Genomic DNA, 14,345 nt, shown 5'->3' on the forward strand with positions numbered 1-14,345 from the left:
GACGAACACAAAAGATGGCAATGACAGACTTATTCCGTCCAGGTGTAGCGGTTGATCGCTCCTGGCACCGAAGGTGAGAGAAGCCCGCAGAGAGAACGACGTGACCCGACGCCGCACGAATGCGAAGGGCCCGGGACCGACAACCGGTCCCGGGCCCCGCGCGACTTCACCCGAACTTCACCCGGCTACGGACTCACTTGCAGAGCGAGCTCCCCTCGGTGGTGCCGGAGGGGCAGCCCTCGCCGACGCAGAACTTCACGCCGCTGTCTACCGCGCCGCGGCCGGACTGATCGTGCGGCACGTAGACGCGGCAGCTGCTCTGGGCGGAGACGCCGGCGTCGTTCGTGACGACGTAGTGCAGGGTGTAGACGCGGCCATCACCCGTGCCCTCGCGCTCGGAGCGCAGCTTCACGGACGTGGGGCTCACGATGACCATGTCGTCGCAGGTCCGGCCGTCACCGTTGCCGTTGGCGTCCTCCACCTCGTCCGAGGTGACGCGGAGGATGCGGCCGTACTTCTCCAGGGGCAGGGGCTTGCCGCACGCATCCGTCGCGGGCGCCGCGCACTCGGAGAGCAGCAGGGGCGCGTACTCGTACTTGTGGTTGGGAGACCACAGCTCGGCGCCCAGCTCCGCGCCCGGGGTGGGCGGCGTGGAGGGGTCGGCACCGTTCACCTGGACGGAGAAGCTGCACGAGGACGTGTTGCCGAAGCCATCCGTGGCCGAGCAGCTCACCGTGGTGCTGCCGGCCGGGAACGCGGAGCCGGAGGCGTGCGAGCAGTTGACGGCCACCTCGCCGCAGTTGTCCGTGGCCGAGACCGAGAAGTTGGCCGTGGAGCCACCGGCGCTGCACGCGTTGACCACCACGGGAGCGGTCGGGCAGCTGAGCACCGGGGCCGTGGTGTCACCGGTCACCGTCACGTTGAAGCCGCAGGAGGCCGTGTTGCCGGAGCCATCCGTGGCGGAGCAGGTGACGGCCGTCTCGCCCACCGGGAAGGTGGCGCCAGAGGCGTGCGAACAGCTCACGGAAGCCGGGCCGCAGTTGTCCGTGCCCGAGGCCGCGAAGGTGGCCGGGGCGCCCGCGGGCGAGCACGTCTCGAGCACCTGCGAGGCCGGGCAGCTGACAGCGGGCTTCGAGGTGTCCACCACGGTGACATGGCCCACGCACTGATCGCTCGCCTCACCGTCCGAGGCCGTCAGCGTGACGGGGTGCGTGCCCAGGGGCAGGGAGGCGTACGGCACCTCGGAGATGGAGAGCGGCAACGGCCCGTTGTCCGGGTCGTAGCTGCCGTTGTTCACGCTCGCGCTGCCGGTGCAGTAGATGTCGGCGTTGACGGTGACGTCGCGGCACAGGGCCACCGGCGGCTGGTTGGCCGGAGGCGTCTCGACGCACGACAGATTGCCCATCGCGGAGGAAGCGTTGTTGTCCTCGCGGCACTCGGTGAGGGTGCCCTTGCCCGTGCCGTCATCATCCACCACGGCCCACACCTCGGCCGTGCCGAAGCTCGTGGAAGCCACGGACACGGTGGCAATGGACGAGCCGCCCGCGGGCAGCGCGTCCGGCACGCTCGCCACGCCCAGCAGCGTTCCGCCCGAGGCCGGGTTGCCCTTGTAGAAGGCCACCTTCACGCCCGCTGCAACCGCCACCTCTCCCTGGTTGCGCACCCGCGCGCTGAGCACCAGCGAGTTGTACCCATCGCACGTCGTCGTCACGTCCGAGGCCACCAGGTCCGCCGCCGCGAACGGGCTCGGGCCCTCTCCGAAGTAGTTGGCCACGTTGGCGCGGAAGTTGTTGAGCTTCGGGTTGAGCCAGTTGGCCCCCGGCTGCGCCGGAATCGTCCCGTCGTTGTTCACGTTCGTGATGGAGTAGGCGTGCTGGTTCCAGATTTTGCGCGTCCCGGCCCAGCCCTCCTTCTTGTCGTGCCACACGCGCACGCCGTTGAAGCCCGGCGCTCCGTGGTTGTTCTCCACCGTGACAATCTCCGCCGCCCCGTCCCCGTCCACGTCCGCGACGATGGGGAACTCGTGCGTGGTGCCAGAGCTGTGCGCCGTCTCCCAGCGCAGCGCTCCCGTCACTCCGTCGAAGATGCGCAGCTTCAGCTCATCGGCGTAGATGACCTCCAGCTTCCCGTCATCCTCGAAGTCGAACGTCGTCGACGTCGTCTTGCCCGAGCTGTACTCCTGGATGGGGAACGTCCACTTCACCGTCCCGTCCGCCCCGTACACCGTGTAGTTCCAGTCTCCCGCCAGGCCGATCTCCAGCTGCCCGTCACCGTCGAAGTCGCCGATGTTGGGCGCGCCGCCATGGCCCGCCTTGTCGTGCAGCGGCAGGTCCGCGCCCGTCAGGTGCACCTCGCGCGTCCACAGCAGCGCGCAGTTGTCGTCCAGCAGGCTCACCCGGCCGTGCAGCGCCTCCAGCCCCTTGCCCACCACCACGATTTCCCCGGCCGCGTCGCCATCGAAGTTGCCCACCGCCGCGAAGCCGTGCGGAATCTCCGTGTTGGCGCACTTGAGCGTGCCGTCGTGCCGGTACACCGAGCGGCCGTTGACCACCTCCTGCTTGCCGTCCTGGTCGAGGTCCACCGCGAATGACACCGGTCCGGTGAACAGCGCTCCGCCCATGCCGTCCGAGCCCACCCACTTCAGCGCGCCCGTGTTGCTGTAGACCCGGTTGCCGTCGAGGATCTCCACGACGCCGTCGCCATCCAGGTCCGCCAGCGAGGGGCCGCCCCACTCGTTGTAGTCGTTGGCGTCCGGCGACGAGCGGAACTTGAAGGTGCCGTCGTTCTCGAAGCAGATGATGCCGCGTCCGCTCTCGGGGATGCCGCAGATCTCCACGGCGCCGTCGCCATCGATGTCACCCGCGGCGATGCTCGCGGCGGGCTTCACCCGGTACGCCGGATCCGCCACGGTCCACAGCTCCGCGCCGGTGTTACCGCTGATGGCGCGCAGCACGCCGTTGGCGTTGCCGTCGTAACCGTTCTTGTAGGCGGTGTTGTAGAAGTCGCCGTCGAAGGTGCTGAAGACGATGTCCGGGGTACCGTCCCGGTTCACGTCCACCACCACCGGCTGCATCATCACCTGCTTGTGCGTGGGGAGGACCGGGCTGCCCGTCCACTCCCACTGCAGCTCCGGCTCGAAGTTGCCCGTGAAGGGCGGCTTCACCTCGCAGTGCTCCGCCAGGTTCCCCGTGCCACGAGCGGTGGGCTGCTGCTGCGAGTCCGTGGTGTCGCACGCGCTCCCCGTGGCCAGCGCCACCAGCGCGACGAAGAACCTCCCACGTCCCTGCCCATTCCACCGCGCGAGACCCTGCATGCCGCGCTTGAGCTTCATGATTGTCTCTCTCCTTCTGCGATCGGGACTGGCCTGCTTCTCAGCCGCATCCAGACGACATTGACGGTGCGGTGGCGGCTGGATCCCCAGACTGGATCCCGAAAGAACCGTGAATACCGACACACGCGGAATATCACGCAATGGGCATTCATGTCTGTCACAATTGTCCAATCCAACTGGAGAAACTGTGCCCTCGTGTGACAGCGTCACAGAAGGACAGACATCCACCGACGCAATGATTCTCAACACCCAAGAAGACGAGACTCACTGGAAGACAAAAGGCCCCAGGTTCCGGAGAACCTGAGGCCCTTGTCTGGGTGGAACGGTGGGAGTCGAACTCGAGTCCCCCACCACCCTCACCCCGTCCCTCTCCCAGGGGGAGAGGGGATGTTGACGGACTACGCCGCCTTGGACGGCTCCGGGGACATGTAGTCCTCGATCGGCGGGCACGAGCACACCAGCTTGCGATCGCCCAGCACGTTGTTCAGCCGTCCCACCGACGGCCAGAACTTGTGATCCACCACCCAGGGCGCCGGGAAGGCCGCCTGCTCACGCGAGTAGGGCCGGTTCCACTCCGGCTCCGTCATCACCCGCGCCGTGTGCGGCGCGTTCTTCAGGACGTTGTTGTCCTTGGGCGCCTTGCCCTCCTCGATCTCGCGGATCTCCCCACGGATGGCGATCAGCGCGTCGCACAGGCGATCGATCTCCGCCTTGGACTCGCTCTCCGTCGGCTCGATCATCAGCGTGCCGGCCACCGGGAAGGACACCGTCGGCGCGTGGAAGCCGTAGTCCATCAACCGCTTGGCCACGTCTTCCACCTCGACGCCCGCCGTCTTCTTCAGGTGCCGCAGGTCCACGATGCACTCGTGCGCCACCCGGCCCCGCTTGCCGCGGTAGAGCACCGGGTAGTGCTCCTGCAGCCGCTCGGCGATGTAGTTGGCGTTGAGGATGGCCAGCTTGGTGGCCTTCGTCAGGCCATCGGCGCCCATCATCGCGATGTACATCCACGAGATGACCAGGATGCTCGCGCTGCCCCACGGCGCCGCCGACACCGAGCCGATGCCGTCGCTGCCGCCGGTGGCGATGACCGCGTGCCGCGGCAGGAACTTCACCAGGTGGCTCGCCACGCAGATGGGACCCATGCCCGGGCCGCCACCGCCGTGCGGGATGCAGAACGTCTTGTGCAGGTTGATGTGGCACACGTCCGCGCCGATGTTCGCCGGCGACGTCAGCCCCACCTGCGCATTCAGGTTGGCGCCGTCCATGTACACCTGCCCGCCGCGCTCGTGCACGATGGAGCAGATGTCCTTGATCTCCTCCTCGAACACGCCGTGCGTGGACGGGTAGGTCACCATCAGGGCGGCCAGCTTCTCCTTGTGCTCATCCGCCTTGGCGCGCAGATCCGTCAGGTCGATGTTGCCGCTCTCGTCGCACTTGACGACGACGACCTGGTAGCCCGCCATCACCGCGGTGGCCGGGTTGGTGCCGTGCGCGGACGAGGGAATCAGGCAGATGTTGCGGTGCCCCTGGCCCCGGTGCTGGTGGTAGGCGCGGATGACGAGCAGGCCCGCGTACTCCCCCTGGCTGCCCGCGTTGGGCTGCAGCGACACGCCCGCGAACCCGGTGATGCTCGCCAGCATCTGCTCCAGCTGATCGAACAGCACCTTGTAGCCCGCGGCCTGCGAGCTCGGCGCGAAGGGGTGCAGCTTGCCGAACTGCGGCCACGTCACCGGAATCATCTCCGCGGTGGCGTTGAGCTTCATCGTGCACGAGCCGAGCGGAATCATCGAGTGCGTGAGCGACAAGTCCCTCGACTCGAGGCGGCGGATGTAGCGCAGCATCTCCGTCTCGGAGTGGTAGCTGTTGAAGACCTGGTGCGTGAGGTACGCGCTGGTGCGGCGCAAGCCCTCGGGGATGGTGCTCTGCAGGTCCTTGCCCAGCTCCTCGAGCGTGAAGCCCAGCGGCTTGCCGCCGGCGAACACGGAGAGGATGGCCTCCACGTCGGAGGGGCGGGTGGCCTCGTCCAGGCTCAGGCCGATGGCCCGCTCGTCGATGCGGCGGAAGTTCATCCCCTTGGCCTCGGCGGCCGAGAGGATGCCGCGGATGTGCGGCGGCGCCGTCTCCACCCGGAGGGTGTCGAAGACGTGCTCGTAGTTGGCGCCGTAGCCCAGCTTGCGCAGGCCGCGCGCCAGCAGCACCGTCAGGCCGTGCACGCGCTCGGCGATGGCCTTCAGGCCGCGGGGCCCGTGGTACACCGCGTACATGCCGGCCATGATGGCCAGCAGCACCTGCGCGGTGCAGATGTTGCTGGTGGCCTTCTCGCGGCGGATGTGCTGCTCGCGCGTCTGCAGCGCCATGCGCAGGGCGCGCCGGCCCTGGGCGTCCTCGGACACGCCGATGATGCGGCCCGGCATGACGCGCGTGTAGGCGTTCTTCGTGGCGAAGAAGGCCGCGTGCGGGCCGCCGTAGCCCATGGGCACGCCGAAGCGCTGCGCGCTGCCCACCGCCACGTCCGCGCCGAACTCGCCCGGCGGCGTCAGCATCGTGAGCGCCAGCAGATCCGTGGCGACGATGAAGAGGCCGTTGGCCGCGTGCACCTTCTCGCCGAAGGCGCGGTAGTCGTGCACCACGCCGTCGGTGGCCGGGTACTGCACCAGCGCGCCGAAGTACTTCTTGGCGCCCAGGTCCACCGTGCGGTGGTCACCCACCACCACCTCCACGCCCAGCGGCTGGGCGCGGGTGCGCACCACGTCGATCGTCTGCGGGTGGCAGACCTCGGAGACGAAGAAGGCGCCCCCGTTCTCGTCCCCCTTGGTGTGCAGCGCCAGGGCCATGGCCTCGGCGGCCGCGGTGCCCTCGTCGAGCAGCGAGGCGTTGGCCACCTCCAGGCCGGTGAGGTCCATCACCATGGTCTGGAAGTTGAGCAGCGCCTCCAGCCGGCCCTGGGCGATCTCCGCCTGGTAGGGCGTGTACTGGGTGTACCAGCCCGGGTTCTGCAGGATGTTGCGGAGGATGACGTTCGGGGTCTGGGTGTCGTAGTAGCCCATCCCGATGAAGGAGCGCAGCAGCTGATTCTTGGCCGCGATCGTCTCCAGCACCGCGAGCGCGTCGTGCTCCGAGTGGGCGGCCGCCGCCAGCTTCAGCGGCTCCTTCGAGCGGATGGCAGCGGGGACCGTCTGGTCGATGAGCTCGTCGAGCGAGCCCACGCCCACGGCCTTCAGCATCCCGTGCAGTTCCTTCTCATCCGGGCCGATGTGCCGGTCAGAGAACGATTCCTGGTATTTCCAGTTCAAGGACATAGTTCGAGCACTCGCAGTGCGGGTGTGACGAAAAGACCCAGGTAACACCCAGGCCTCCTGCGTTCATTCAGACCCGGGGTCCGTCAGGAATTCTTGAGCAGGTCGCCGTACGCGGCGGCATCCATGAGGCCGGCCAGCTCCTTGCTGTCCGAGAGCTCGAGCTCGATGATCCACCCCGCCCCGTAGGGGTCCGAGTTGATCGTCTGGGGGTTGTCGGAGAGGGCGTCGTTCACCTTCACCACCTTGCCGGAGAGCGGGGAGTAGAGCTCCGACACGGCCTTGGTGGACTCGATGACGCCGAACTGCTTGCCGGAGGTGACGGTGGCGCCCACCTTGGGCAGCTCCACGAACACCACGTCACCGAGCGCCTCCTGGGCGTGGGAGGTGACGCCCACCACCACGCGGTTGCCCTCGATGCGGGCCCACTCGTGCTCCTTCGTGTACTTCAGGTTCTGCGGAATGTTGCCGGCCATGTCCGTGCTCCTCAGGTAGGGCTGCTCAGGGCTTGGGACTGCGTCAGGACTTCTTCCAGAAGGGGGTCTTCACCACGACGGCGGCCACCGGACGGCCGCGGATCTCCACCTCGAAGGTCGAGCCCTCGGCCGCCAGCTCGGCGGGCACGTAGCCGATGCCGATGGGCTTCTTCACCGAGGGGCCCATGGTGCCGCTGGTCACCTCGCCCACCCGCTGCCCGTCCTTGAGGATGGGGTAGCCGTGGCGGGGGATGCCGGCGCCGGTCAGCTCGAAGCCCACCAGCTTGCGCTTCACGCCCTCGGCCTTCTGCTTCGCCAGCACCTCGCGGCCGATGAAACCGCCCGCCTTGTCCAGCTTGCAGATCCACCCCAGCCCCGCCTCCAGGGGCGTGTGGTTGTCGTCGATGTCGTTGCCGTAGAGGGAGTACTTCATCTCCGTGCGCAGGCTGTCGCGGGCGCCCAGGCCGCAGGGCTTCACGCCGTCCTGCTGGCCCTCCTTGAGCAGCGCCTCCCACAGCTTCTCCGCGTCACCGGGCGCGCAGTACAGCTCGAAGCCGTCCTCGCCGGTGTAGCCGGTGCGCGAGATGATGCACTGCACGCCGGCCACCGGGCCCTCGGCGAAGCGGTAGGTCCCCACCTTGGAGGTATCCACCGGGGTCAGCCGCTGCACCAGTGCCACGGCCTTGGGGCCCTGCACGGCGATCTGCGCGTAGTCGTCGCTGCGATCCACCGGCTTCACGCCCTCGGCGCGCGCCTGCATCCAGGCGAAATCCTTGTCCTTGTTGGACGCGTTGACGACGATGAGGATGCGCTGGGGCGAGAAGCGGTAGGCCACCACGTCATCCACGAAGCCGCCCTGCTCATTGAGCAGCCCGGCGTAGACGGCCTGGCCGTCCGCGCACTTGGAGAGATCATTGGTGATGAGCTTGTTGGCCGTCTCGAGGGCCCCGGGGCCGGAGAACTCGATCTCCCCCATGTGCGAGACGTCGAAGAGGCCCACGGCGGTCCGGACGGCCTCGTGCTCGCCGATGACGGAGGTGTATTGCACCGGCATGTCCCACCCGGCGAAATCCACCATCCTGCCACCCAGCCTGCGATGGGCCTCGTTGAGGGGCGTACGCCGGGACATGCTCTTCTCTCCTGAGGGGGGTGAAAAAACGGCGCGGACTATAACCGCGCACCTCCCTCAATCAAGGCTCTCGGGGAGCCCGTGGGACGTTCTAGACTGGTCGCGTCATGAAGATTCGTAATCGTCTGAATCCATCCAACCCGTGCTTCTCCTTCGAGTTCTTCCCACCCAAGACGGACGAGGGCACGGCCAACCTGCTCAAGACGCTGGAGGACCTGGCGCCGCTGGAGCCGGGCTTCGTGTCCGTCACCTACGGCGCGGGCGGCAGCACCCGGGACAGGACGGTGGAGCTCGTCACCCGCATCAAGCGCGAGACGGGCATCGAGGCCATGGCCCACATCACCTGCGTGGGCCACACGCCGGACGAGCTGCGCGAGGTGCTGCGGCGGCTGGCGGAGGCGAAGGTGGACAACGTGCTGGTGCTCCGGGGGGATCCGCCCCAGGGGCAGAAGAGCTTCGAGCCCGTGGCCGGGGGTTTCCGTCATGCCTCCGAGTTGGTGCGCTTCATCCGGGAGGAGGATTTCAACTTCAGCCTGGGCGGGGCGTGCTATCCCGAGGGCCACGTGGAGACGGCCTCCCGCGACGACGACCTGCGTCATTTGAAGGAGAAGGTGGACGCGGGCCTGGACTTCGTCATCACCCAGCTCTTCTTCGACAACGCCTTCTACTTCGACTTCGTGGAGCGGGCGCGCCGCATCGGCATCAACGTGCCCATCGTCCCGGGAATCATGCCCATCACCAACTATGAGCAGGTGCAACGATTCACCCGGATGTGCGGGGCCACGGTGCCCATGCGCCTGGGGCTCCAGCTCGAGCGCGTGAAGGATCAACCCGACGCGCTGGTGCAGCTGGGCGTGGCGCACGCCACGGTGCAGTGCATGGAGCTGCTGTCGCGCGGTGTGCCGGGCATCCACTTCTACACGCTCAACAAGTCTCCGGCGACGCGGATGATCGTGAGCGCCCTGAGGGCCCGGACATGAGTGGACCTGGACTGAACGTCCCGCAGAGTGATCCTCGGTGGCCGGCGCTGCGGCGGCTGCGCCCACCGGCGTTCATGCTGATGAACGTGGGCATCATCACCATCCTCTATGCCCTGGTGATGGCGGCCGTGCTGCGGGGCTGGCTGCCCGCGCCGGAGGACTTCGCCACGTCGCTGCGGGGGCAGACCGAGTGGGAGGCCCCGCTCAAGATGATCGTGTCCATCGTGGCTGGGTTGCTGAGCATCGTGGGGGCGTGGAACGCCTTCGGCCTGCGCAGGTGGGGCCTGGTGGTGGTGGGCGCGATCACCGCCATTACCCCCGTCACGCCGGTGTGCGTCCTGGGCTTCCCCTTCGCCCTCTGGGCGCTCTGGGTGCTCAGCATGCCCGAGGTGCGCCAGCACTTCACCTGATCGTGAGTTCCAGGTGGCGCGAAGCGGCACCACCAGCGGGCTTTCACTCCCGGGCTGTCGGCCCTATCCTGCGCCCGCAGCCGCACAGCCACCGGGAGCCGCCCTTGCAGCACCACTACGCGGACATCAATGGAGTCAACCTGCACTACGTGACGCACGGTGCGGGCGAGCCGATCCTCTTCATCCACGGGTTCCCCGAGTACTGGGGCGCCTGGAAGAAGCAGCTCATCGAGCTGGGCAAGGATCACTTCGTCATCGCGTTGGACCTGCGTGGCTACAACCTCAGCTCCAAGCCGGCGGAGGTCGAGGCGTACCACATCAAGCACCTCGTCGAGGACATCCGCGGCCTCATCCAGCACCTGGGCCTGAAGAAGGCCTCCATCGTGTGTCAGGACTGGGGCGCGCTGCTGGGCTGGAGCTTCCTGCTGCGTCACCCGGAGCTGGTGCACCGGTTCGTCACGCTCAACATCACGCACCCCGCCCTGTTCGACCGCGAGCTGCGTGAGAACCCCCGCCAGCAGCTGGCGGCCCAGTACATGCTCGTCTTCCGCTCGCCGCAGGCCGAGCCGCAGATCATGGGCGACGACTTCGCCTGGCCCAAGCAGGCCGTCTTCAATGACGCGCGGGCCCACGGCGCCATCCTGTCGGAGGAGGACACCTCCGAGTGGATCAGCGCCTGGAAGCAGCCGGGCACCATCACCTGCATGCTCAACTACTACCGGGCGGCGAAGATGGGGCCGCCCGACGGCGAGGGCCACCCGGGCGGCAGCAACCTCCTGGAGGGGCTCAAGCCGGAGCAGTACGTGGTGCAGACGCCCGTGCTCCTCATCCACGGCGAGCAGGACACCTACCTGCTCCCGGACGGGCAGCGCGGGCTGAAGGACCTGGTGCCCAACCTGACCATCCACCGCATCCCCGATGGCACCCACTGGATCGCCCTGGAGAAGCCGCGCGAGGTCAGCCAACTGGTGCGCGACTTCGTGCGCTCGTAGTCCCGCCTCGACGAGGAGCACCCGGCTGTGTTGACGAGGGAGGACCGCCGCGATCTCGCCTGGCTCGGCCTATGGGTGGCCGTGTACGGGCTCGCGTTCGCGCCGGTCCTCCACGCCCTGTACGGGCACGGTGGAGCACTCCCCTCCTCCCCGGCACCCGCTACCCGCGTCTGGGTCTCCCACGCACGGGCTGAAGCACCCGAGCCCCCTGCCCCGCACGACGAGCGCCAGCCGCACTCGCACGGGCCGGCGGGCAAGCACGAAGAGCACCCCGACAAGCCGGCCGGTCACACGCATGGGACCGGCAGTGTCGAGCACCTCCAGGCGGTGGCGCTGCCCTCGCTCGCCCTGCCCCCCTTCCAGGTGTTCTGGGTCGAGGTCGGCGCCCGGCACCTGGGGCAGGCACGCGCCCGGAAGGGTGAGCCGCTCCGTCCGACCGCGATGCCTCAGGGCCCGTAGGCGACACCGACGTTCCACGCCGGTCCGTCTCCTTCGCCCCCCCTCTCGCATCGAGGTCTTTCCCCCATGCTGTCTTCTCGCGCGGCCCCGCTGGCCGCGATCGCCGCATTTGTGTCCGTAGCCCCCGCGCTCGCCCAGGCTCCCGCTCCCTCCGACGCTCCCGTGCTCCCCGCTCCGGCCGAGCCCCCCCCGCCGCTGGAGCCCGTGGCCCCCACCCTCCAGCCACCGGAGGCGCCCTCGCGCATGCAGACGACGGTGACGGCGCGGCGGCCCTTCACGGCGGCCTCGTCCACCACGGTGCGGGACCGGGACTTCCTGCTGCGCCCCCACCCGCGCCCGGCGGACATCCTCCAGGGGGTGCCCGGCTTCTACGTCGTGCAGCACGCGGGCGGCGGCAAGGCCAACCAGTACTTCCTGCGCGGCTTCGACGCGGACCACGGCACGGACGTGGCGCTCTCCGTGGACGGCATTCCCGTCAACATGGTGAGCCACGGGCACGGCCAGGGCTACGCGGACCTCAACTGGGTCATCCCCGAGCTCATCGAGCGCGTGGAGGTGCGCAAGGGCCCCTCCTTCGCGCAGGACGGGGACTTCGCCACCGCGGGCGCGGTGAACCTGGTGACACGCCGCAACTTCGAGTCGAGCCAGCTCACCCTCGGCGGCGGCTCGTTCAGCACCTGGCGCGGGCTGTTCGTCGCCGCCCCGGACGTGGAGGGCTGGAGCCCCGTGGTGGCCGGGCAGGTGTATGGCACCCAGGGGCCCTTCCTCAGCCCCGAGCGGCTGGAGCGCTATAGCCTCTTCACGAAGGTGACGCGCCAGCTCTCCGACACCTCCACGCTGGCGCTGGCGCTCACCTCCTACGGGAGCGGCTGGAACGCGAGCGGCCAGCTTCCCCTGCGCGAGGTGAACGCCGGCAGGCTGGACCGCTTCGGCTCGGTGAACGGCGCCGAGGGCGGCAACTCGCAGCGCCACAGTGCACAGGCCACCTGGCGCACCCGCACCCAGGATGGCGAGGTGAACGTCATGGCGTATGCCGTGCAGTACCGGCTCAACCTCTACTCCGACTTCACCTTCTTCAGCCGGGACCCGGTGAACGGGGACATGATCGCGCAGGACGACCGGCGCACGATGCTCGGCTTCAACGCCTGGTACCGCTTCCAGCGCCAGTGGGGCGGCGTCACCTTCGACACCACGCTCGGCACGCAACTGCGCAGCGACAGCATCGACAACGGGCTGAGCTACGACCGGGCACGCGAGCGGCTGGAGAGCGTGGTGGACGCCAGCATCCGCGAGGGCAGCCTCGGGCTGTACGCCCAGGAGGACATCACCTTCACTCCCTGGTTGCGCGCGGTGCTCGGCCTGCGCACGGACGCCTTCGGCTTCGACGTGGAGGACCACCGCGAGGACCTGCTCTCCGCCGGCACGAAGAGCTCGGGGGTGGAGCAGGCCTCCCTCGTCTCTCCCAAGGCGAGCCTCGTCCTCACCCCGCTCCCCGGCACCGACCTCTATGTCAACTACGGCCACGGCTTTCACTCCAACGACGCGCGGGGCGTGGTGCGCCTGCCGGAGCCGGTGACGCCGCTGACGCGCGCACGGGGGTACGAGCTCGGCGCGCGCACGCGGCTGTTCGACCGGCTGGACGTGGCGGGCTCGGTGTTCCGGCTCGACCTGGACAGCGAGCTCGTCTGGGTGGGGGACGAGGGCAGTACCGAGGCCCGCGGCGCCACCCGGCGCGAGGGCGTGGAGGCCGAGGCGCGGCTCAAGGTGCTCCCGTGGCTCTTCGCGGACGCGGACCTCACCGTCTCGCGCGCCACCTACGTGCAGAACGCCGGCAACGGTGACGCGGTGGCGCTCGCGCCCACGCTCATCCTCTCCGGGGGCGTCTCCGCGCGGCACCCGGGCGGCCTCTACGGACGGCTGGGCGTGCTGCACCTGGGCGACCGCCCGGCCACCGAGGACCGCTTCCTCACCGCCGAGGGCTTCACCCGCGTGGACGCGACGCTGGGCTACCGGGGCTCCTTCTACGAGGTGAACCTGAGCGTGCAGAACCTGCTCGATACCGCCTGGCGCGAGGCCCAGTTCGCCAACGTCTCACGGCTGCCCTCCGAGACGGGCCCGGAGAGCTGCCCCACCGGCACCCGGCCCGCGGGCGAGGCGGAGTCCTTCGCGGGGTGCGAGGACCTCCACTTCACCCCCGGCGCGCCCTTCAATGCCCAGGCGAGCGTGAGCTTCTTCTTCTGAGCGCGGAGGTCCGGCGCTAGTACCGGACCTTCTTCTTCGGCGCGGGTGCGGGCGCGTGCGCGGGTGCGGGCACGAACATGGACTCGGCGAGACCCAGCCGGGCCTGCAGCCAGTTCACGAGGTTCGCGGCCCGGTCCGGGTCACCCTGCCATTCCCGCACGAGCTCGGCACGAGCCCCCCCTTGGACACGGAGCATGCAGCGGAAGTTCTCGGAGGTGCTTCCCTTGCTACCCCGGTGGGTCTCCTTGTCGAGGATCACGGACTGGATGGCGCTCCACTTCACGTCCTTCCGCGTTGAGCGTTCGTGCATCGCCGGCAGGGAGAGGGTCCGGGCCTGCTCGTCGAGGATCAGATCGTAGAGGCCCGTGTCGAGCCGCATCTGCCACCACCTGGCGGCCACCACGCCCGCGGCCACCGCGAACGCCCACGCCAGCACGGCGACGGGCAGTGGCGCATCCATCCCCATCACGACAGCCACGGCGATGCAGAGCGCGAGGGCCGCCGCGCCCCCGCCCGCGAGTCCCACCAGCAGGGGAGTCCTGTCCGTCAGACGGACATACGTGCGGCCATCGCGCTCGAAGGCCTGGACCTCCACCCTGGACTTCCGCAGGGAGCGGACCGCCAGGAACATCCCCCCGAGGAGGGCGAGGCTGAACGGCGTGGAACCCAGCAACATCATGAGGGTGCGCCCCTGCACTCCCGGCACCAGGACCGACTCCCAGGGCGAGCCATGCCGGTAGTACACCCGGACGGGGGACCCGACGCGGAACGCCGTCCCCGACCACGTCTCGGAGTCGGAGGAGCTGCTCACATACCGGAACTTGTCCCCCTGGAACATGTGCCCATCGACCTCATAGGTGTACTCCAGCGTCTCCACGCCCCGGGTGGTGATCGTCCCCATCACGCTGGCGTAGGTCGTCGAGTACAGCTCGAGGGACAGGCCGCGGAGCAGGGTCGCCTCGAAGAAGAGGAAGCCGAGCCAGAAGGGGGCCGTGATCAGGGCGAAGCAGCCCACGTTGAGGGAACGCATG

General features: G+C 68.7%; 10 protein-coding genes. 5 read left to right on the top strand and 5 right to left on the bottom strand.

All coding sequences use genetic code 11. From position 1 onward, the window contains the following. Window positions 1–193: 193 nt before the first annotated feature. The 4 genes from NR798_RS29800 to gcvT all read right to left on the bottom strand — a co-directional run bounded on the left by NR798_RS29800 (window position 194) and on the right by gcvT (window position 8,232). The gene (locus NR798_RS29800; protein WP_375765896.1) at window positions 194–3,331 is read right to left on the bottom strand and encodes an FG-GAP-like repeat-containing protein; all 3,138 of its coding nucleotides are present in this window, start codon (window positions 3,329–3,331) and stop codon (window positions 194–196) included. Window positions 3,332–3,729: 398 nt separating this feature from the next. After that, the gene (gene gcvP, locus NR798_RS29805) at window positions 3,730–6,630 is read right to left on the bottom strand and encodes an aminomethyl-transferring glycine dehydrogenase (protein ID WP_375765897.1); all 2,901 of its coding nucleotides are present in this window, start codon (window positions 6,628–6,630) and stop codon (window positions 3,730–3,732) included. Between the two features lie 83 nt (window positions 6,631–6,713). Further along, window positions 6,714–7,103 carry a glycine cleavage system protein GcvH gene (gene gcvH / locus NR798_RS29810; protein WP_375765898.1) on the bottom strand — a complete coding sequence of 130 codons (390 nt, stop codon included), beginning with the start codon at window positions 7,101–7,103 and terminating at the stop codon, window positions 6,714–6,716. Window positions 7,104–7,146: 43 nt separating this feature from the next. Continuing rightward, on the bottom strand, window positions 7,147–8,232 hold the full coding sequence (gene gcvT / locus NR798_RS29815; RefSeq protein ID WP_375765899.1) for a glycine cleavage system aminomethyltransferase GcvT: 1,086 nt from the start codon (window positions 8,230–8,232) through the stop codon (window positions 7,147–7,149). A gap of 107 nt (window positions 8,233–8,339) precedes the next feature. On the opposite strand from gcvT, the gene metF reads away from it, so the two are divergent. The 5 genes from metF (at window position 8,340) to NR798_RS29840 (ending at window position 13,314) form a co-directional block, all read left to right on the top strand. Further along, on the top strand, window positions 8,340–9,212 hold the full coding sequence (gene metF / locus NR798_RS29820) for a methylenetetrahydrofolate reductase [NAD(P)H] (RefSeq protein WP_375765900.1): 873 nt from the start codon (window positions 8,340–8,342) through the stop codon (window positions 9,210–9,212). Continuing rightward, the gene (locus NR798_RS29825) at window positions 9,209–9,622 is read left to right on the top strand and encodes a hypothetical protein (protein WP_375765901.1); all 414 of its coding nucleotides are present in this window, start codon (window positions 9,209–9,211) and stop codon (window positions 9,620–9,622) included. Before metF ends, NR798_RS29825 begins: the two co-directional genes overlap by 4 nt. A 104-nt stretch (window positions 9,623–9,726) precedes the next feature. Continuing rightward, complete coding sequence (locus tag NR798_RS29830; protein ID WP_375765902.1) at window positions 9,727–10,614, top strand: alpha/beta fold hydrolase; 888 nt, start codon at window positions 9,727–9,729, stop codon at window positions 10,612–10,614. Between the two features lie 27 nt (window positions 10,615–10,641). After that, entirely contained in the window at window positions 10,642–11,073 is a 432-nt protein-coding gene (locus NR798_RS29835) for a hypothetical protein (RefSeq protein WP_375765903.1), read from the top strand. Between the two features lie 66 nt (window positions 11,074–11,139). Then, the gene (locus NR798_RS29840; protein ID WP_375765904.1) at window positions 11,140–13,314 is read left to right on the top strand and encodes a TonB-dependent receptor; all 2,175 of its coding nucleotides are present in this window, start codon (window positions 11,140–11,142) and stop codon (window positions 13,312–13,314) included. Window positions 13,315–13,330: 16 nt separating this feature from the next. Here NR798_RS29840 and NR798_RS29845 read toward each other — a convergent pair whose 3' ends face one another. After that, window positions 13,331–14,344: a hypothetical protein gene (locus NR798_RS29845; protein ID WP_375765905.1), complete on the bottom strand. Its 1,014-nt coding sequence runs from the start codon at window positions 14,342–14,344 to the stop codon at window positions 13,331–13,333. Between the last annotated feature and the right edge of the window lies 1 nt (window position 14,345).

Origin of the sequence: Archangium gephyra (assembly GCF_042230915.1) — a bacterium.
GTDB lineage: Bacteria > Myxococcota > Myxococcia > Myxococcales > Myxococcaceae > Archangium > Archangium gephyra_B.